Origin of the sequence: Veillonella sp. T14073-2 (assembly GCF_002959875.1) — a bacterium.
Taxonomy (GTDB): Bacteria; Bacillota; Negativicutes; order Veillonellales; family Veillonellaceae; genus Veillonella; species Veillonella infantium.
The window spans coordinates 1-19,496 of the sequence record NZ_PPDC01000007.1; the positions used below are offsets into that span (position 1 = coordinate 1).

The 19,496-nt window shown below is 38.5% G+C and carries 23 protein-coding genes; 4 read left to right on the top strand and 19 right to left on the bottom strand.

Annotated features, from left to right (window positions below; all coding sequences use genetic code 11):
- The 6 genes from tnpA (VCHSUH04_RS07475) to VCHSUH04_RS07500 all read right to left on the bottom strand — a co-directional run.
- Nucleotides 1-296, bottom strand: a 296-nt coding sequence (tnpA, locus tag VCHSUH04_RS07475; protein WP_146104567.1) for an IS200/IS605 family transposase, incomplete at its 3' end; no start/stop codon positions are given.
- Between the two features lie 304 nt (nt 297-600).
- Complete coding sequence (locus VCHSUH04_RS07480; protein WP_105086019.1) at nt 601-1,143, bottom strand: glutathione peroxidase; 543 nt, start codon at nt 1,141-1,143, stop codon at nt 601-603.
- Between the two features lie 309 nt (nt 1,144-1,452).
- Nucleotides 1,453-2,244 (bottom strand): HAD hydrolase family protein, encoded by a 792-nt coding sequence (locus tag VCHSUH04_RS07485; protein WP_105086020.1) that lies wholly within the window; start codon nt 2,242-2,244, stop codon nt 1,453-1,455.
- Nucleotides 2,245-2,634: 390 nt separating this feature from the next.
- Nucleotides 2,635-3,096, bottom strand: a complete 462-nt coding sequence (gene tnpA, locus VCHSUH04_RS07490) for an IS200/IS605 family transposase (RefSeq protein WP_005380067.1) — start codon at nt 3,094-3,096, stop codon at nt 2,635-2,637.
- A 225-nt stretch (nt 3,097-3,321) separates the two neighbouring features.
- Complete coding sequence (pta, locus tag VCHSUH04_RS07495; protein ID WP_005378201.1) at nt 3,322-4,320, bottom strand: phosphate acetyltransferase; 999 nt, start codon at nt 4,318-4,320, stop codon at nt 3,322-3,324.
- A gap of 56 nt (nt 4,321-4,376) precedes the next feature.
- Nucleotides 4,377-5,591, bottom strand: coding sequence for an ATP-binding protein (locus tag VCHSUH04_RS07500; protein ID WP_105086021.1), 1,215 nt, complete (start codon nt 5,589-5,591; stop codon nt 4,377-4,379).
- A 347-nt stretch (nt 5,592-5,938) separates the two neighbouring features.
- On the opposite strand from VCHSUH04_RS07500, the gene VCHSUH04_RS07505 reads away from it, so the two are divergent.
- Complete coding sequence (locus tag VCHSUH04_RS07505) at nt 5,939-6,616, top strand: lactate utilization protein (RefSeq protein ID WP_105086022.1); 678 nt, start codon at nt 5,939-5,941, stop codon at nt 6,614-6,616.
- Here the strand turns inward: VCHSUH04_RS07505 and VCHSUH04_RS07510 are convergent.
- Both VCHSUH04_RS07510 and VCHSUH04_RS07515 read right to left on the bottom strand, forming a co-directional pair.
- On the bottom strand, nt 6,594-6,869 hold the full coding sequence (locus VCHSUH04_RS07510; RefSeq protein ID WP_105086023.1) for a helix-turn-helix domain-containing protein: 276 nt from the start codon (nt 6,867-6,869) through the stop codon (nt 6,594-6,596). The genes VCHSUH04_RS07505 and VCHSUH04_RS07510 overlap by 23 nt on opposite strands.
- Before the next feature lie 489 nt (nt 6,870-7,358).
- Entirely contained in the window at nt 7,359-8,711 is a 1,353-nt protein-coding gene (locus VCHSUH04_RS07515) for an NAD(P)-dependent oxidoreductase (protein ID WP_105086024.1), read from the bottom strand.
- A gap of 386 nt (nt 8,712-9,097) precedes the next feature.
- On the opposite strand from VCHSUH04_RS07515, the gene VCHSUH04_RS07520 reads away from it, so the two are divergent.
- On the top strand, nt 9,098-10,291 hold the full coding sequence (locus VCHSUH04_RS07520; RefSeq protein WP_105086025.1) for a MalY/PatB family protein: 1,194 nt from the start codon (nt 9,098-9,100) through the stop codon (nt 10,289-10,291).
- Between the two features lie 156 nt (nt 10,292-10,447).
- Here the strand turns inward: VCHSUH04_RS07520 and VCHSUH04_RS07525 are convergent, their stop codons facing one another.
- The 6 genes from VCHSUH04_RS07525 to VCHSUH04_RS07550 form a co-directional block, all read right to left on the bottom strand.
- The gene (locus tag VCHSUH04_RS07525) at nt 10,448-12,004 is read right to left on the bottom strand and encodes a DUF438 domain-containing protein (RefSeq protein ID WP_105086026.1); all 1,557 of its coding nucleotides are present in this window, start codon (nt 12,002-12,004) and stop codon (nt 10,448-10,450) included.
- Nucleotides 12,005-12,431: 427 nt separating this feature from the next.
- On the bottom strand, nt 12,432-13,061 hold the full coding sequence (locus tag VCHSUH04_RS07530; RefSeq protein ID WP_105086027.1) for a superoxide dismutase: 630 nt from the start codon (nt 13,059-13,061) through the stop codon (nt 12,432-12,434).
- Nucleotides 13,062-13,379: 318 nt separating this feature from the next.
- Entirely contained in the window at nt 13,380-13,919 is a 540-nt protein-coding gene (locus VCHSUH04_RS07535) for a cysteine hydrolase family protein (protein ID WP_105086028.1), read from the bottom strand.
- Nucleotides 13,920-14,013: 94 nt separating this feature from the next.
- On the bottom strand, nt 14,014-14,532 hold the full coding sequence (locus tag VCHSUH04_RS07540) for a phosphatidylglycerophosphatase A (protein ID WP_105086029.1): 519 nt from the start codon (nt 14,530-14,532) through the stop codon (nt 14,014-14,016).
- A gap of 222 nt (nt 14,533-14,754) precedes the next feature.
- Complete coding sequence (locus tag VCHSUH04_RS07545; RefSeq protein WP_105086030.1) at nt 14,755-15,099, bottom strand: zinc ribbon domain-containing protein YjdM; 345 nt, start codon at nt 15,097-15,099, stop codon at nt 14,755-14,757.
- Between the two features lie 143 nt (nt 15,100-15,242).
- Nucleotides 15,243-15,605 (bottom strand): MerR family transcriptional regulator, encoded by a 363-nt coding sequence (locus VCHSUH04_RS07550; protein ID WP_105086031.1) that lies wholly within the window; start codon nt 15,603-15,605, stop codon nt 15,243-15,245.
- 66 nt (nt 15,606-15,671) lie between these two features.
- On the opposite strand from VCHSUH04_RS07550, the gene VCHSUH04_RS07555 reads away from it, so the two are divergent.
- Together VCHSUH04_RS07555 and VCHSUH04_RS10445 are read left to right on the top strand one after the other, a co-directional pair.
- Entirely contained in the window at nt 15,672-16,049 is a 378-nt protein-coding gene (locus VCHSUH04_RS07555) for a carboxymuconolactone decarboxylase family protein (protein ID WP_105086032.1), read from the top strand.
- Between the two features lie 215 nt (nt 16,050-16,264).
- Entirely contained in the window at nt 16,265-16,336 is a 72-nt protein-coding gene (locus VCHSUH04_RS10445) for a putative holin-like toxin (protein WP_219565824.1), read from the top strand.
- Between the two features lie 174 nt (nt 16,337-16,510).
- Here the strand turns inward: VCHSUH04_RS10445 and VCHSUH04_RS07560 are convergent, their stop codons facing one another.
- The 5 genes from VCHSUH04_RS07560 to VCHSUH04_RS07580 form a co-directional block, all read right to left on the bottom strand.
- Nucleotides 16,511-17,008, bottom strand: a complete 498-nt coding sequence (locus VCHSUH04_RS07560) for an ECF transporter S component (RefSeq protein WP_105086033.1) — start codon at nt 17,006-17,008, stop codon at nt 16,511-16,513.
- Nucleotides 17,009-17,118: 110 nt separating this feature from the next.
- Nucleotides 17,119-17,412, bottom strand: a complete 294-nt coding sequence (locus VCHSUH04_RS07565) for a DUF2695 domain-containing protein (RefSeq protein ID WP_105086034.1) — start codon at nt 17,410-17,412, stop codon at nt 17,119-17,121.
- 57 nt (nt 17,413-17,469) lie between these two features.
- Complete coding sequence (locus tag VCHSUH04_RS07570) at nt 17,470-18,234, bottom strand: hypothetical protein (RefSeq protein ID WP_105086035.1); 765 nt, start codon at nt 18,232-18,234, stop codon at nt 17,470-17,472.
- Between the two features lie 77 nt (nt 18,235-18,311).
- Nucleotides 18,312-18,818, bottom strand: a complete 507-nt coding sequence (locus VCHSUH04_RS07575; protein ID WP_105086036.1) for a YfbM family protein — start codon at nt 18,816-18,818, stop codon at nt 18,312-18,314.
- A gap of 84 nt (nt 18,819-18,902) precedes the next feature.
- The gene (locus VCHSUH04_RS07580; RefSeq protein WP_105086037.1) at nt 18,903-19,496 is read right to left on the bottom strand and encodes a hypothetical protein; all 594 of its coding nucleotides are present in this window, start codon (nt 19,494-19,496) and stop codon (nt 18,903-18,905) included.

The following is a 19,496-nucleotide window of genomic DNA, read 5'->3' on the forward strand; positions in this document are numbered from 1 at the left end:
ATATATTTTAAATTTGCGTGTTTATCGAATATCATGAGTCTACTTTTGCTTTTTAAATATCCCATAAAACTCGATACGCTTAAATGTGGTAGTATCGTTACTAGCATATGAATATGATCCGGACAGCATTCCGCCTCTATAATCTCTACATTCTTTCTCTTACATAAATCTCTTAAAATTTTACCTACATCAGCTTTTATCCGACCATAAATTATTTGTCTTCTATACTTTGGAGCAAAAACAATATGATATTTGCATCTCCATTTACTATGTGATAAGCTTTTTACGTCATTCATTGACATTGAACCTCCTATATTAAAATGTTGTGGTTGCCAGACCAACTTCATTTTATCACTAGGAGGTTCTTTCCTTTTCTCTAAGAAATTTTTATTGACCCCCAGTTTAACTGGGGGTTTAGTCATGCCTATTCGGCGTACAAAAAGAATGAGTTCGGCAGAATACCGAACTCATCCCCAAAGAATATCTTAATTATCTCTCTCCCCAAATTGGGTTCAGATCTTTTAGGCTATCAGTTTTATTTTCTATAACAAAAATTATAGAAGCTAGTAATTATAAGAATTGCTAATTATGCTTATTAAATTATAGCAGTTCTTTGATGAAGGTTTCCATTTCAGCCGGTTTTACAACAGGCTCAAAGCGACCTACCACCTTGCCTTGACGGTCTATGACAAATTTAGTAAAGTTCCACTTTACTTCATCATCATTAAGATAATTAGTGTCAATACCATTAAGATAATCCGTAAGCATTTCCGTCCTATCACTCGGTGGGAAACCTTGGAACGGTTGCGCTTTAATCATATATTTGAAAAGGTCTAGTGCACTTTCATCACGCACATCTGCTTTTCCCATTACAGGGAAGGTAACACCGTAATTTAACTTACAGAAGGATTGGATTTCACTATTAGAACCAGGTTCTTCTTCCCCAAATTGGTTAGATGGAACAGCGATAATCTCTAATCCTTGATCTTTATATTTCTTATAAAGAGCCTCTAAAGCTTCATATTGATGAGTAAAACCACATTTACTAGCCGTATTAACAATCACAAGCACTTTACCTTCAAAATCTTTTAAGCTTTGCTCTCCACCAGCTTTATTGAGTAAGGAATAATTATATACAGTCATAATATGCCTCCTAAAAATATTCATATAATAGATATTATCATCATTTAAAATTCTACATGTCTTAATATCCAAGGTATTTCTACCTTATAACTATACTATATCGAAAATTGTCTTTCTCAACAATCACTAATATATTCCATTCAAGAAAGAACTGCACAAATTTGTAAATCTGTGAAAATAATGGATGAAAAGACATAAAAATAGAGTGTATTTACGCTTTTACAAGCACAAATACACTCTATTTATTCTATCTGTAATGTAGTTTTAACATATTATAATTATTGTACTAAGTCGTTTTGGTAGCCAATATTATAACAATGTTTTTACATCATAGCCAAATTTAGCTGTTGTTTCAGCGGCAGTTTTTTGCCATTCTGTAGGTGCTGTGCCATCTTTCTCAAGGAAGAATCCAGAATCAAGATAACGAATGATGATATAGTTGGAATCTTTTTGGTCAAACCCGTTACCACGACTGAAGTCAATACCATGGCCTGTATTGCGCGTTACAATGGCTTCCAATAACGGCAACGTAATGGCGTTCAACGTGATTTTCATATCAGGAGAGTCAAACATCTTTTTAAGGAAAGAGCTAGGCTTTTCTTCCTTGTATACTAAAAGCTTGCTAATCGTGCCATTAGATGCACATACTACGCGACGAATATCTTTAATAGGAATATCTACCTTACCATTAGAGATAACGCCGTTTTTAATGGTAATTTCTCGTTTACCCATAAAGGAAGAGTCTAATGGTAATTGAAGAGTATCTAAGTTCGCAGGAAAATCTGCGGTCAATTTATTTCGAGCAAAGGCTGCAAGAATCGCTTTTGTTTCACGAATGTTGTGACCAGTATTAGATTCTGTGCGGTCCGTATCTAAATCTTGGCCTTCAATATTTTTCCAGTTGTGATCTCTAAAGAGAATAGAATAATTACCGTTTGAATTTAAATATCTCATAAGATATAGCTCATTTACATCTTCAAAATCAATGTCAGTGATAACCTGTCCATTTGCATCTTTACAGAGCACACCATTATAACTAATTGTTAAAGTACGATCATTACTTTCAAAAACAACAGGATTTGTGTCGAATACAGAAATCATAGTCCTCTCCTTTTTACGACTCTAAACACAATTACACTTGTGCATATCAAGTGTATTCACGCAAGCATTGATTAAATATATTAATCAAATATTATCAACTTAATCATACACCTTCTATATAAGTTTAAACAACTACTATATTTTTCTGACAATCTATCTTCTTAATTAACTTAGAAACACTATATGCTTTCGCAAATATATTTACAATAGATATATTTACAAAAGATATCAAACAATATCTGTATAAAATCAGAACCACCCGTAAAACGGGTGGTTTGCTCACGAGCTATAAGCCCGTAGTACTAGGCCAGCGTCTAAAGGCGCTGGCTTTCACTACGTTCAAGCCGCATAGCCATTGACTCGTAACGCTCCCCTTAAAGGGGATATGTATTACTTGCTACCCTTAAAAGGGTCCTCATATTCTTTTACACTAAGTTTATCTTTCATCTGGTCATGTAACTCTTGCTCACGTATATATTTTTTTACGGTAGCTTCATTTAAACCTACCGTACTTACATAATATCCCTCGGACCAAAAGTGTCTATTTCCAAATTTATACTTTAAGTTTGCGTGTTTATCGAACATCATTAGTGCACTTTTACCCTTTAGATATCCCATAAAAGATGAAACTGATATTTTAGGTGGGATTAATACTAGCATATGCACATGATCTGCCATAAGCTCCCCCTCTATAATCTTGACGCCCTTATATTCACACAAACGTCTCAGTATTTCACGTAAACTATTTCTGTATTGATTATATATAACTTTACGTCTATACTTAGGTGTAAATACTATGTGGTATTTGCATAACCATTTTGTGTGCGCAAGGCTCTGTGTCTTTGTTGCCATATAAAATCACCTTTCTTTTGCATATAATGCGGCTTGAACACCTACATTATACTTAAGCAAGGTGATTTTTTTGTATAACTTTCGTTGCCGCACCCGCATAGCGGGTGGTTTAATGATTCGCGACTACGTCGCGAACCAGTCTAAAGACAATAACAAAAAAGCTGATTCCGAAGAATCAGCTTTTTCTATTTCATTGAAAAGTTTCAAATGAAGTTTTAGTTGAAATTAGATGCTTTCAACAGCAGCAATAGCCGCAACGTCTACAACGTCTTGAGCAGAGCAGCCACGGGAAAGGTCATGAACTGGTTTAGCCAAACCTTGAATCAATGGGCCAAGAGCGTCAGCGCCGGAGAAGCGTTGTACCAATTTGTAACCAATGTTAGCAGCTTGAAGATCAGGGAAAATCAAAATGTTAGCTTTACCAGCTACGTTGGAACCAGGAGCTTTCTTTTCTGCTACGGAAGGAACGATGGAAGCATCCAATTGTAATTCGCCGTCGAATTTGAAGTCAACGTTGCGTTCTTTCAAGATGTTAACAGCTTCAACCACTTTATCTACTTCTGGAGTAGAAGCGGAACCTTTTGTGGAGAAGGATAACATGGATACGCGAGGATCAGCCATGCCAACAACTTTGCGAGCTTTTTCTACAGTGGATTCTGCGATATCAGCCAATTGTTCGCTAGTTGGGTTAGGCAATACGCCGCAGTCGGAGAATACGAGCATACCGTCGTCGCCATATTCTTTTTTGCTTGTAAACATGAACATGGAAGAAGATACAGTTTTAAGACCTGGTTTAGTACCTACAACTTGTAATGCAGCACGCAATACGTTTGCAGTTGGGCAACCGGAACCAGCAACCATACCATCTACTGCGCCAAGACGAACAAGCATAGCGCCGAAGAATAAGCAGTCACCTTTCATAGTTGCGTCAGCTTTTTCAGGAGTCATACCTTTTTTAGCGCGCAATTCTACGAATGTATCAACCATTTCTTGGTAACGATCGTAGTTAGCTGGATCGATGATTTCAGCACCTTCTACGGATACGCCAACAGCTTTAGCAGCTTCTGCGATTTCAGCTGGGTTACCTACTAATACAGGTGTTACGAAACCTTCTTTCAAAATGATTTCAGTTGCTTTCAATACGCGTTCATCTTTGTATTCTGGCAACACAATTTTTTTACCTAATGGTTTTACTTGGTCTTTTAATTTTTGAATTAAATCCACGATTTTTGCCTCCTTAACATTGGCTTATGCCATATCAATACTATTATTATAGCAAGTTAACAGCTCTCTAACAACCATTCTAAAACATTTCGTTGTTGAATTCCGTCATAATTTGCATTTTTATTTAATTCATCCAAGGTGAGCAAAAACTTAGGATATTGGTCATTAATAGCCTCAAGAGGCGCCAGTTCACGGTTTAACGTATTTGGATCGAGCACAGTTTCACTAACCTGATAGTATTCAATAATGCCGGCTTTTTCTGCGACAAAATCAATTTCACCCTTAGCTAGCTGACCTACATATACAGCATATCCACGACGTATGAGTTCTAGAAAAACAATATTTTCTAATATATGACCTGTATCGCGACTTGTATTGCCAACAATCAAATTCCTCAAGGTTGCATCAACACTATAATATTTCGCATTAATGCGTAGTAATTCTTTACCTCGTACATCATAGCGATTTACCTTGTATAATAACAAACTATCTTGTAACCCTTGTAGATATCGTTCTACCGTTTTATTATCAATCTTTCGGCCCGCACTAACAAGAGATTTAGCTATTTTATTTGGTGAAAGTAAACTACCTACATTTGCCATCATATAGCGTACAATATCTTGTAAAATTGTAACATCATTAATCTTTAATCGAGCCACAACATCATGTAACAACAAGGTACTATATAAACCGCGAAGATATTCTTGAATATCAAAATCCTCTCCCCCTAATTGTTGTGTATAAGGGAAGGAACTTTCACGAAGATACGCCTCGTAGGCAGGAATCAAGGAGTACTGCTGTTCTTCATATTTGCTATAGTAAAATTCAGCAAAGGATAATGGTAACATCTGAATTTCTACATATCGACCAGTCAATAGTGTAGCAGTATCAGAAGACATAAAATATGCATTTGAACCTGTAATATAAATATCCGTGTTCTCTTTTACAAATAGGCTATCTACAACACGATGAAATTGATCGACATGTTGAATCTCATCAAGAAAAATATAGTTTATTTGATTAGGCTGCATTTGATTTAATATATATTGATACAGCGCATGATACTCTCGTAAAGGTTCGTATTCTAACTCCTCAAAATTTATAGATATAATCTGTTCCGGTTTTACGCCCTCTGCTAGTAGCTCATCCTTAAACAGACGAAATAATGTCGATTTACCGCAACGACGTATGCCAGAAACGACTTTAATAATAGACCGTTCACGATTCCGTCGTAAAAACTCTATATACCCATGGCGCTGAATCAACTTCATAAGGGCCTCCTCATCTATGTACTTGCTCATAGATGGAACCCAATTACTGTTATTGTCAGTCATCATATCGACTACCTACAAAACTTGGATTCCATTCCAACTTTATACTAATCTTACCACAAAGTTGGATTTCATTCCAAAGTTTTATTGTATAGATACATAATTTGGATTTTATTCCTATAATTAATCTAATAAATTATAATACCTCACCTCTATTTGTTCTTATACCAAGGAAGATATATAGCTTTCATTGAACTCTAAGCCTATAAAACGATACAATAGTAAATAGCAAACACTACTAATCGAAACATTAGCTTCTAATCACAAACACCTATTCAGGAGGACTCATGGCCAATACAGAAACGACGATTAACGCAGTTATCAATCCTCAAAACAACGATACCCCCATCGATATAGAGAAAACGATCAAAGCTTTAGAGCGCAATAAATTCGTAGTTCATTATTTTGAAACGGGCGCCGAAGCCGTTACGTATCTAAAAAACCGCATCCAAAACAAATGTGTAGCCATCGGCGATTCTCGCACTTTATTAGAAATAGGTGTTCATGATGCTTTATCTGAGGTCAACGAGGACATAACAGATATTCAGCGTCCCCTTCCTGGTGAAAGCTTCCGCGATACGGCGTTACGCACCATGGGCCGCGATGTATTCCTCACCTCTGTAAACGCCCTTTCACAAACGGGAGAGATGGTGAATATCGACGGTACAGGTAATCGTGTAGCAGCCTCCTTATTTGGCTCTCAAGAGGTATTCTTCGTATTGGGTATTAACAAGATTACCCCAGATTTAGCCTCCGCTATTTATCGTGCACGAAACGTAGCAGCACCACTTAACAGTAAGAAAAACAAAAAGAGTTCTCTCAATCCGTGTGCTACCTTGGAGGAGAAATGCTACGACTGTGGCTCGCCAGATCGTATATGTAATGCATTAACGATTTACTATAAAAAGATGCGTAACATGCAAACCATGGAAGTCATTATCATCAATGAAGCTTTAGGCTTCTAATAGCTTGTGGTCCATTGAGAAAGTCTTGAACACTCAATTGCCCTAGGCCATTGACGACTCTATAAATCGTAGACCATCTAGGGTCTATAGCACCACTTTCAAGATCACTTATATAAGATTGAGCTAGACCTGATTTATCTGCTAATTGATACTGTGTCATGCCCAATTGTCTACGCCAAAGCAAAATTAATACTCCTAGCTTGTGAACTTCTTGTCGAACCTGTATATCACGACAATATAGGATAGGATTCATAGCAACCTCTATCTACTTTCACACTCAACACATGGTTATGCCTTTACTATACGGCTCGGCGCCATCCCTGCATAGTAGCAGTTGAAAAGCAATAACGCAAAAGCCTTAATAAAAACTAACATTCAGATTAGTTCTATTAAGGCTTTTTTCTACGTCTATTAAGTTATGTCCGATTTCATCAATTCGTGGAATTTTAGTATATCTAGAGATAATTAAGACTAAAAATACAGGCATTGTACTCGATAAACTCACGTTTTATAAGCATGTATCGTAATTTCTATACATCATCTATGCAGGAAACGCAAATTTGAATTCTAATATCACACTAGATTAGCCTACATCATAATAGGCACATATATATATGCCCCTCTACTTTGACCGTAAACTGAAACCAATAATAAAACACTATTAAAACAATATAATTATCAAATCCTTATAGTAAAAAGGGGACTATACTTAGTATAATCCCCTTTGATTGTCTCTATAAGATTATTGATTAGCACTTTCTTGAGCTTTTTTGATTTCCATGTATTTAACCATGCCGTCAACGGCTCTTTTAGCTTCGCGCATTGCCAATACTACAGTAGCAGGTTTATGTACAACGTCGCCGCCAGCGAATACGCCTTTACGGTTAGTCATACCGTATGGATCTTCTGAAGTAATGATGTAGCCTTTTTCGTCTACTTTCAAGTTATTACCTTCGCCGATAAGACGTGCATTTGGTTTGTGGCCAGCAGCGATGATGATTTTATCTACAGGCATAACTTGGAAGTTACCAGTACCGTGGATACCAGCACCATCTTCGTTAAGAGCCATCACTTCGTATTTAAAGCCTTCTACTTTATCTTTACCTTCTACACCTACTGGAGAAGCGAACCATTGGAATTGAACGCCTTCAGCACGTGCTTCTTCGTATTCAGACAATAGTGCTGGCATTTGTTCTTGGCTACGACGATATGCTACAGTTACGGATTCACAGCCTAAACGTACGCATGTACGAGCCGCATCCATCGCTACGTTACCGCCGCCAATGATGATAACACGGTCGCCTTTTTTAACAGGAATTTGATCCTTGTCAAGCTCGCCATTTTCTACTAATTGTACATTAGTCAACAAGTACATCGCTTGGAATACACCGTGCACTTCATCATTTTCCATACGTACTTCTTGAGGAATATGAGTACCAGTACCGATAAAGATGGTATCAAAGCCTTCAGCGAAGAGTTCATCCAATGTTTTATCTTGACCGATAAATGTATTACATACGAATTTAACCCCTAAACCTTCAAGACGTGCGATTTCACGACGTACAACGGATTTAGACAAACGGAATTCAGGAATACCGAATAAAAGTACACCACCTGGTTCCGATTGGCCTTCAAATACAGTTACATCATAGCCAAGTTTAGCGATATCGCCGGCTACGGACAAGCCTGCAGGACCGGAACCTACAACGGCAACCTTACCAAGATCTTGTTTGATTTTCTTAGGTTTGCGAAGTTCATTGATGCTTTCAAAATCAGCAGCAAAGCGTTCCAATTTACCGATATTGATAGGCGGTTTCTTCGCCTTATTCATGATACAGTTACCTTCGCATTGGTTTTCGCGCGGACATACGCGACCACAAATGGATGGCAAATTGGTCCGTTCTGCCAAGATATCGTTGGCTAAACCGAAGTTACCGTGCGCAATAGCTTGGATAAAACGAGGGATTTCGTTTTCAATAGGGCAACCCATACGGCACAATGGTTTTGGACAATTCAGACAACGTTTCGCCTCAGCGAGCGCTTCCTCCATTGTATAATCCGCATCAAAATGTAGTGGTTTTAATTCGTTACTCATGGCACATGCCTCCTAACAAGGATCCAGTACTATACTTATACAGCGTTGCATGTACCTGAGCAATCCGATGAGCCCTCTCACATAGGGATGCCGCCACATGCTGCTAAGATTTATCTTTTGTAACCATTCGATAGACGTGTGGTCACTGGTCAGACACACACTATTCTATAGTATATTCTAAATTGTGAAAGTCCCAACAGTCAAGCAAATATAGCACCTTTTGTATACCAATATAGCCCCTATTCATGCAAGGATTGCATAGAAAAGAAGGATGCAGTAACACCATTTTCTAAGTGTATATTTACTTATACATCTATGTATGTATACTGATAATAGATAAAGTAATTAATTCCCACCACATTAACATACACGTATAGAGGTTCACTATGAACACAATAGACTTTACTGAAACATACTATATAGATCGCCGCGGTTCCCATTCTCGCAAATGGGACGGCGAGCACTTAAAATTTTGCCGCACCGATTTATTACCCCTATGGGTGGCTGATATGGACTTTATGCCCCCTCAATGTATTCAAGATGCTATTTGTAACTATGTGAAAGCTAACCCTTTGGGCTATACCATGACAAATCCGAATTATATAGAAGCCGTCATGAGTTGGTATAAGCGGCGCCACAACTGTATACTTTCCAAAGACTGGCTCACTAGCGCTCCAAATGTCATTACAGGCATTATGTGGTGTATTGGGGCTTTCACAAAACCAAATGATGCCATTGCCGTTCTAAGTCCTGTGTACGGCGCCTTTGATACGAGCGCCAACGATGCACAGCGCCAAATCATCGCTATTCCTATGAAACGCAGTGACGATAATCGCTACACCGTAGATTACGAGGCCTTTGAAACGGCGATTACCAAGCACGATGTTAAACTATTCATTCACTGCAATCCTCATAATCCTGTAGGTCACGTATGGACAGAAAATGAGATGGCTCGGTTATTTAACATTTGTGAGCGACATAAGGTGCTCATCATCAGCGACGAAATCCATCAGGACCTCATCACAGGTTCAACACCATTTACATCGGCTCTAGCAGTAGCTAGCGGTGCCTATGCGGATAACATTATTGCTATGTCTTCCCTGTCAAAATCGTTTAATATGGCTAGCTTGCATCACGCAGAGGTTATCATCCCAAACGAAAAACTGAGGGGCCAATACAATGCCTATAAAACTCAAGTGTACCATACGGACTCCGACGTTATTGCCGAAACGGCCATCGCCGCAGCCTACACACATCCAGAGGCGGAGGCATGGCTCACAGATGTACTGGCTGTTATACGTGAAAATTATGAATATCTGTGCCGAGAGCTTTGTACGGCATTACCACAAATCCACATCAGCCCTATGGACGGCACCTATTTAGCATGGATTGATTTTGGTGCCTATGTTAAAGCTGAAGATATGCACGACTTATTCGAAAATAAATGCCGTATCGCACCAAGCTTTGGCGAATGGTTTGGCGGCGAAAACTACATCACCTTTGTACGCCTAAACTTGGCTACTAGCCTTGAAAATATTAAGACTGCTACCCATAATATTATCAAGTACGTACTCCCTTAATAGGAACCTCTCATCAGAAAATACATTAATCATATTAAAGAATTCATTTCGTACAAATAAAACAATAAAAGAGGCTGCTCTAGCATCATTCAATGTTAGAGCAGCCTTTTTGTATCAAAGTTTCACTGTATCACACAACTAGTATTACACTAGTTTTTACTTAATTCTAGCGAAATGTTCCTTTGCAAATTGCATGTCTTGTACGAGTTCTAATGTACCAATATAGTTATTGTTTTGATCACGTACAGCCATGTAGTTTACATAGAATGGACGACCTTGTTTTTCAAGCCATACTGCCACATTATCGCGGTCACCTTTGCGGAAGGAGTCGATAATACCACGTACAATCGGTTCTACCTTTGGTGGATGGCAGGAGTACACATCACGACCAATTGCTGTAGTAGGACGTTTAAATACCTTTTCACCATCATTGAAGTAACGGTTGATGTCTTCATGGTCAACGAAGGTTACTTCCATTGGCATTGTATTGAGCATAGCATCTAGTTGGTCTACAGTTAAAGTACCGCCAATTAAACCGATAGCATTGTCATCACCACTTGGTTTTGTAGTTTGTGTAGCTAATACCGCATCAGCCTCAGGCCAAGCAATACGTTCAACACCAAAGATTTCTTCATATTGTGCTGTATCTTTGTAGATTTGGTACCAATCTTCCTTGCTGAAATTCTCTGCACAGATTGGGAACAAGATATTTTGTTCTTTGTAGATCATTTCTTGAGCACGTGTAAGAAGCTCATCAAAACGTCTATACCAATCATCTACACTTTGACTAGATTTTGCCAAGTCACCCAATTGGTCACGGATGTCGCCATCAACAGTCCACATAACCATGGATGGGCCGCCAATTGCATAATCTACCTTCAATTTTGGGTATAATAAATCGCCTTTTTTAGCATAATGAACAGATACTTGGCGAACTGTATTTACATCATCAATAGTTGCTGTTTTATCTGCTACTTTAGGACGAATAGACTCAATCAACTCATCAAGGGCTTTATTTTCCTCTGTTAATTGGTTTAAAGGATGACCTACAGTCTCTACCAAAGCCACAACGCTCTTACTCTTTTCTTGAGCTTCTAATACAGCCTCAACCTTAGCATGTTCTGCCTCCATCTGTTCATGGATGGTAGAGCCATGGAACAATGCAGAGTGAAGGTCACATAATTGTTGTACCTCTTCTAACGGCGTACCTTCGCGCATGAGGCCTTGTTCGGCTTTCATGATTTCACTAGCCTCAACGTGTTTGAATTGGCTCGCAAAATCTTCACGAACAGAACCGAGCTCTTCGCCTGTTCCTAACCGTTTCAAGAAGCCTTTCAATTGCTCTACACGTTCGCTATCTGTAACAATGTCCTCTTCATTAGTTTCTGTATGTTGGCTAGCTTTAGGCTCCTCTACTTGAGTAGCCGCAGTCTCTACAGGAGCATCCTTAGCAGATGCTGCTTCATCACCGTGTAGATTTGGCATTTCACCTTCCAAGGTAAAACCAGCTTTCATGAATGCGCTCACGATATCGATCATGGATACGCCCTTCATTTTAGCCCCTTTCGGGATGGTCATGATTTTACCAACAGAGTTCAACATCACCTTATTAGTGATTTCGCTGAACCCTAAACCCTTCATAATATCTATTACTTCAGGATATTCTGTTACCAAATCATATACGGATTTGGATAAATCTAATTTCTTTTCCATTTTGATCCCCTCGTGTCAAAAATATTGTTTATTACTTATGTGAGTAGCCCTCTATACGTACTACTGTGTATATAAGGCAATATATACTGTGAAAGGTTTATCTAACATAACCTATGACCCTATGATAAACGATATCGATTATAAAATCTGTATCCATGGCTATACTTTTGAAAGTTCTTTCTAAAAATATCAACATTTTTATATAAAAATAACGGATAGATAATACATCTCCAGTCAAGCATGGCGGAGAATATATGAACTATCCGTTATCTATTAAAAATATATATCTAGTTTTTAGAGAGATGAAAGTTCTGAGAGATTTATTAGTTTTGAAAGGTTTGGTATTTTAAGAGAGTTAGTAAAATGAGAGATTTATATATTTCTGAGATCAACTAGTTTGAGAGATATACCAATATCAAAAGCTATCTTATTGATGGTGTGGTTTCAAGGCTTTTTCGTAGTTTTCAGATACTTTGTCCCAGTTAATAACGCGGAAGAATTCCTTGATATAGTCCGGGCGACGGTTTTGGTAGTGCAAGTAGTATGCATGTTCCCAAACGTCTAAGCAAAGAATGGCTTTTTTGCCTTCTAACAGAGGATTGTCTTGATTCGCAGTAGATGTCACTTCGAGTTTACCATCTTTGTTTACCACAAGCCATGCCCAACCAGAGCCGAAGCGTGTTGCTGCTGCAGCGGAGAAGCTTTCAACAAAGGCATCATAGCCACCAAGTTCAGCATCGATAGCCTCTTTCAAAGGGCCTTCCAATTTAGACGTATCTGGTTTTGTCATAATTTCCCAGAACATAGTGTGGTTCTTGTGACCGCCACCGTTGTTGATAACTGCTTGACGGATGTCCTCTGGCACATTAGCGATATCGCCGAGGATGCAGTCTACACAGCCATAAGCAAGATCAGGATATTTTGCGATAGCAGCGTTCAAATTATTAACATACGCTTGATGGTGCTTATCATGGTGCAATTTCATTGTTTCTGCATCGATAACAGGCTCAAGATAATCGTAAGCATACGGTAATGGTGCAAGTTCGAAAGGTTTCATAATAGTCCTCCTTAAATATAGGGCATCGAACGATATGTATCAGTACGTATCGTTCTTGTGAAAGCGTTTCGATGCACCTGCATCTGTTATTCATTATTGATATAAATTATCATTCTTTATTTATTGTGCACTCTATATAGAAAATCATCAATGTAAATACCCATAGAAAAAGGCTATAGGTTAACCTATAGCCTTTAAATAATTTAAACAATATACAACTCGAACGCATCCATACTAAAGTTCATTATATACTCTTGTACTTCAAACTAATATAGCTACAACAAGTACTCCAAACTAGTACAGTTACAATAAGATCGATCAGTCAATGATGCATTGACATATTTTCATCGTTGTTAACGCCGCTTGGTGAGACTCTGCTGTGACGCCTGCACAGCAGCTAGAGTCTACATAAACAGGGATTTCTGGCAATCCTGCTTTCAGTATAATAGCATTAGAAACAACGCAAATATCTGTACATAAGCCAACGAGCGTAATAGACTCAATAGGATTTACCGAGTTCATGCCTTCCAAACGGGATAATAATTCAAAGGATCCAAAGTTTGGCTTATCGATAAAGGATACAGGGCTCATGACAGGACGACCTTCTGCTGCTTCGATTAAACCTTTCACAATATGCCAGCCCTCTGTATTCTTCACGCAATGTGTAACAGGCAAGAACTTGCCCTCTTGGCTTTCAAGATAATTAATATCATGCGTATCGCGCGTAAAAATAATAGGCCCGTCAAAGTTCTCAATTTTTTGGCGCACATTATCTACGATTAACTGCGCCTGTGCTGAGCCAAGGGCACCATCTACGAAGTCTTTTTGCATATCGATAACAACCAGAACCTTTTGCATAGTTCCTCCTGTATATAGTCTACAAAGAATACATTAATTATTCACTACACTACTAGTTATACTATTAATTCTAGATAACATCAATAGCAGTCATTTATTCTTTTTCCTCTGCTAACGCATGGCGCACCCGATGAGGTTCGTTATGCGCAAGTTTTCCTGCTGCAGCGGCCGCCACGGCGCCTACAAGATCATCGAGGAATGTATTACAGCGACCGCCTTCTTCGCTATCTAGTTTCTTAATAATACCCGGCTTTACCTTATCTAAATAGCCATAATTCGTAAAGCCAATAGAACCGTACAGATTAACGATGGAAAAGGCCAAGATTTCATCGATACCATAGAGGCTTTCATCATTAGCCACGATGCATTGTAAAGGCTGAGACAATTTATTTTGTTCCGTTAACTTATCTAGCTCAATGCCCGTAATAATCGCATTGTGTACTTCTCGTTTTGAAAGCACGGATGCCACATGCTCACGGCACTCTTCAATCTTTAAATTCGGCATATACGGTTTCTGAACGTATAAAACGAGTTCTGCAATATCCTCTAACGTAACGCCACGCTCTGCCAGTAGGTCATAAGTATATTTCTCTAAATCTTTTGTAGATTCCATAGGTGCTCCTTTATTTTTTCTTAGGCTCATCTGTAGGCTTTAAATCAGCTGCCAAAGAACTAACAGTTCGCATCGTAGAAGCCAATAAGGCTAGTAACACAACACGTTTTAACATAGTTTCCTCTCGCCTAAACACTCTCACACTACACGCATTATACGTTGATTATACCATTTATGATATGAAAAAATCCCTACCGAACGTATCGGTAGGGATTCCTTAGATTAGATTTTCTTAACCATTTCAGATTTCAATGCCATCGCACCGAAACCATCGATTTTGCAATCGATATCGTGGCCATCGCTAGCGCCTGTAATGAGGCGAATATTTTTTACGCGCGTACCTTGTTTCAATACGCCAGCGCCTTTTACTTTGAGGTCTTTTACAACAACAACTGTATCGCCATCAGCTAACTCGTTGCCGTTAGCATCGCGAATGATACCTGCTTCAGCTGCAGCTTGCGCGTCAGCCTCTGTCCATTCATTGCCACACATAGGGCAGATAAACATATGACCATCTTCGTATGTGTACTCGTCGCCGCACTTAGGGCAGTTAGGTAAATTTGCCATTTAGATCTCCTTTTCTCACTACATAATGAAAGTATTATACCATACCTTAGAAACCGAGCTCTATTCTATATTGATATAATAACCATTGGCACCATATTGATATAAGAGCTATATAAAGGCTATATAATATCTACAATAGAAGCCTAATCAATCTCATTTTTCTTTATTAAAGTTTCATATAACTCTAACTTATCTTCAAGATTGTTCTTATAGCCTTCCAATCGTTTGATTTCGGCCTCAATAAATTGATAGTGTTCCTGCAACAGGGTCATTCTTTCATGGACCGTATGAGCTCCGGCATACCTTAAATCCGCATATCGCTTGATATTCGCCAGCGGCATTCCCATGTCTTTCAAGCGTTTAATAAACTGCACAAAGCCCACATCCTCCGCATGGTAATTGCGAATGCCGTTCTGTCGCTCGATGTGAAGGAACCCTTGATCCTCATAATATCGCAATGTAGAAATGGACAGTCCTACCAATTTTGAAAATTCACCAATTTTCATACTTTCACCACCTTGACCTCAAGTATACTCGAGCATATATCATACGTCTAGACGGAGGTAATAATTATGAAAGAAACACGTTTTAACATCGGTATGAACACATTGAAACAAATTGACGGGCTACACGGCGAGGAGGTGTACAATACAATCCAGCAAATTTCACCGGCCATCGCTGATTTATTGGTAGAAATTTTCGGTGACATCTATACGCGCCCCAACCTGGACTTCAAGGAACGGGAACTGATTACGCTCGCGTCCCTTTTAACGCTGGGCGGTTGCGAGGCACAGCTGAAAGTACATACCAACGCGGCACTCAATGTCGGTATCGCACCTGAGCAAATCGTAGAGGTCTGCACACATTGCATCCCCTATGCGGGATTCCCACGCGTACTGAATGCACTATTTACGGTAAAAGCGGTCTTTGAAGAACGAAACATACTGTAATTAAGGAAAGGCAGCAACCAAAAATCTATTAATAAATATTAGTCTATTTAAAACTAACAAAGGGAGACTTTTGATAAAGTCTCCCTTATATTTGTGTAAAAGTTGTACGAAATTAATTCGTATTTTTCAATATTCAAAATCCGCTATATACTAATAACGAAAGAGCCATTAACGTGAGTTAGGTTCATCTCCGTCTTTTCGAGGGAGGTGACATTATGACTGTATACGAAGCATTATCATTAATGATTTTATTCGCTACCCTCGTAGTGTTAATTCTTAAAAAGTAACTAGTAAATAGTTACAAAATAAGATAAACCTAACGTTTAAGAGTAAGTACTGCAATACTTAGACACGTTAGGTTTATCAAATTCGTAATTCTTTGATGAGCCTAACGCCTAGAACACGTTAATTGGCTCTTTTGTACTTATAGTATAGTCTGAATTCTAAAGACTGTCAATTTACTACCCAAGGCGTTTACGCAAGATAGCATAGAGAATCATGCTAATAATAACGCTCATAACGGCTTGAATAGTATTAGTCACAATACCGGCAATGGCTACACCTGGATCGAATACAAAGTATTCGGCGATAAAGTAGCCTGCTACGATAACAATACCACCTAGGATAGTAGCTACCAAAGCAGAGGTAGTTGTCTTATGGTTATAGACAGTACCGACAAGATAGCCTTCAATGCCTTTCACCACAAAGGTGATAGGTACAAAGACTACGTAGCCGAGGAATAGATCAGCTAGCGCTGGGCCGATAGCACCAATATAGGCGCCGTATTTTCGACCTAATAATAGAGCTGACGTCATAATAACGACATCTCCAACATTGAAATAGCCGCGAATGCCAGGTACTGGAATTTTCGTGTACATGGTAAACAGTGTTGCGAGGGCAATCAATACGGCTGTGAGTACTAACGCGGACGTAGTACTGCGGGTTTGAACGTGTTGCATAGCGTCCTCCTTATAAAAAATAGACATGTGATTATATCCATCACATGCCTATACTATATACCTTTATAATAACGCCTGCAAATAAAAGGAGTTAACTATAGAAAATACTATTAACCGAACTCTTCAAAACGTTCCTCTACATTGTAGAGAACCTCGCAATCACAACCGCCACCTTCGTTGATAATCCAATCTAGTACGCTTTCAACATCTACCTTTTGTTTTTCTAAAAACTCTCTTGTGAAAGTCAAACTATGATCGCAACCGTCATTTGTTTCTAATTTCTCGTCTACATAATCAAAGAGATTCCAAAACAACTCTTCATCCATAGGTAAGCTATCTAGAAAACTCTGTTTTTCTTTAGCTTTATAGTCTTTCAATAATTCCTTTTTACGCGCTTTGTCCATTATAATTACTCCCTTTCATATCTTATAAGTTATAGCTCATGACTTATATCTCAAGCCTTATTTTTCATATAATTCTGGTCGTTCTAAAACTGTGCCATATTTTAATTTTGGTAGTTTAACGAATTGAGGATACAACTGCTTAACCTCTTTACAAGATTTTAACGTAAGATGTTCTAGATTATTGAGTTCTAAAACAGGAGAGTAGTCTTTATCTATCACCTTTGCCGTTAAAAAGCTAAAAAAGCGCAACTGTTTCATATGGCGTAAAAATTCTAAGGATTGAACCTTAAGAATTTTAGGAGCCGCGAAATCACCTTCTAAGGCGAGACTTTCAAGATGTTTTAGATTAGCTAATGGCGCATAATCATCAATTTGTTGAAAGTTTTCAATCGACAGTGCTACTAAATTTACTAATCTTGAAATAGGCTCTAAGCTCGATACACTTCTTCCGGACCCAATGTGTAGATATTCTAGTTCTTGTAAGTTCTCTAATCTTGAAATATCTGGATAAACGCCCCATTTTATATGTAACCTTTTAAGTCTACGCTGGGTACACACCGCATCAAATAACTCCTGTGGCATTCTTGTACAAAACATAAGCTCTGTAAAAGTATCTGGATGTTCAACTAAAAAACTACACCACTCCTGTAAAATGCGTTTCTTATCTTTAGCAGAATAGTCTTCATCTAGCTGTGTGCAATTAATCATCAGCTTGTCTTCACCATCATATTCAGAAACCTCAACTACAGATTTTAGTTGTTTCTCATCCTTATGATAGTAGTCAAAGCCATATTTAATTTGCTTTTCTGTTAACACTGCCATTTACAATTCCTCATCTTCGTCAGTCCTATAATTAGTTTATCTATAACCAGAGCCATAGCCAACAGATTATAACAGGCCTAGCAAATCGATACAAGCACATGCCCGTTAGCCTCTAGCACTTGTTTATAAAAGCGTTTCATCTGCTCGAAGTCATGGAGAATTTCATCTATGATTTCCTCTTCTTCTTCGTCATAGTCCCAAATATTTGGGTATAACTCAGCCTCTTTACAGGCTTTCATATCGAAAGATTCCAGAGCGTTTTCAATATCAAATTGATCTAGAGCTGCCACGATATCTGCTAACTTATCGTGTTCGGTATACGCTAAGTAATCCGATATTTCTTCAACAGCTGTTATGCCAAGCACAGCTTGACTAAGAGGGTTATTATCATCCTTATGGTCAGTGCTTACGCCGGTAAGCACGAAATGGAGCACATCCCACATCTTGTCGATATCAAGCAATAATTCATCATCGTCATTCCACTCTTCAACGCTCTCAAGAATTTCCTCTTCTTCTGCGCCCATGGCTTTAAGCTCTTTTAAATTTACATCGCTTAAACAGCTATAATTAGCAATTAATCCCATAGTCCATAACCTCCTAATCCTATAATCTCAGTAGAAGTGTAATAATCTGTAATCCCCTTAGATATATAGTACTCTATCGCTTATTTAGTACTCTATCTCTGTCAGTAATTCTAGTAAATTAGCCTCTCCTTCATTAGCTTTATTTAATAATGGCTTACCTAGTAAAAGCACTTGCAGTGAGTAGTAATAGAAGCTAAAGAATAAATCATCAGGAAATACATCTTCTTCCTCATATCTAAGAACGTCTTCATCTTCATCGTAGTCTTCAGACCATAGGTATTCTTCGTTGAGCATATCCTCAAAGTTCGGCAATGGATCTGCATGCTCTAGCATAAGACCATCTCGGATACACTCAGCAATCACAGTAAACAACTCAACCAATTGTTCTGCTAAATAATGAGCTACTTCATTCTGAGCGCTCTCTTCCTGGGCTTTCTTAAAAATACGAAGCAAGAAAATCATGGCGAATGGTGTAGCATGCCACAATGTGGATTGATGCTCAATATTTAACGCTATGTCCTCACCAGCCACATCAACAGCTTCAATACTGTCCATCTTCCATAAAACATCAAATTGATTAGGAAAATCTGTGCCCCGTCCATAAGAGGTCGTTAACCGATGCCACGGTATATCACTGACTTGTACGGTCTCTATGTATTTTTTAGTTACAGTATCCAT